We start from the raw sequence: 968 nt of genomic DNA on the forward strand, positions 1-968 counted from the left end.
AGACCGGCTGGCTCTGGGGGCGGCTCAAGCTGGCCGGCTGCTGATGCGCTTCGGCCTGTTCGCCCATCTGCGTGTGCTGCGGGCCGCGCTGGCGCCGCTGCGCCAGCGCGGCTTCGGCAAGGCCCAGGCGCTGCTGTGGCAGTTGCCGGCGGCCGTGCTGCTGCGCGCCTGGCGCGCACTTGCCCAGCCCTGCAATGCGGCGCTGCTGAGCGGCACTGCCGGCGCGCGGCGCTGCGCCGAGTTCCAGCAGCGGCTGCCGCAAGACGGCCGGCCGCGGTTTTACGTCATCGTGATGCCGCAGACGCTGCATTTCCTGCAGCCCTGCCTGAGCCTGCTCGTGGACAGCGCACAGCTGGTGCTGCTGGCGAACGGCGCCCGGCGCTGGGAACGGCAATGGCTGGCGCGGCGCTTCCCGACGCTGCCCCTGCATGTGCTGCCGACGCTGCCGGCGTCCAGCGCACCGCATGGCGCGGTCGTCAGCCTGCTGCTGCGCACCGAGGGCGCCAGCTTTGGCATCCTCGACCATGACGCCTACGTCTTTGACGGCGGCCTGTTGCCGCGCTTGCTGCCCACGGGGCGGGACAGCATGGTCAGCTGCTTCGAGGCCCGCAGCGAGGGGACCGGCCTGGCCTACCCGCTGACGCATCTGCTCTTCCTCAACGCCCCGGTGCTGCGCGAGCTGATGGAGCGCTGGCAGGTCGACGCGCGCTTGTACCGTCGCGCTCCGGCCTCGGTGGCCGAGCCTTTTGCACAACTGCATCTCGGGCCGCGCAGCTACCTGAAGCCCTACCAGGGCTTCTTCGACACCCTGCACGTGCTGCTGATCGTGGCCCAGGCAGAGGGCTGGACGCCGCGCTTCGTGCCCATGGCCAGCGAGGCGCCGGTCTGGCATGTCGGTGGCACCAGCATCGGCAGCCACCACACCAAACCGCTGTTCGCCCTCTACCTGCACCTGCGCTTCCTGGAAC

General features: G+C 71.0%; 1 protein-coding gene. It reads left to right on the plus strand.

Annotated features, from left to right (window positions below; translation table 11 throughout):
• The coding region (locus AC1DU6_RS32915) for a hypothetical protein (protein ID WP_477862488.1) at positions 1–968 on the plus strand (968 nt) is incomplete at both ends.

It is taken from the genome of Roseateles sp. P5_B10 (assembly GCF_056400485.1).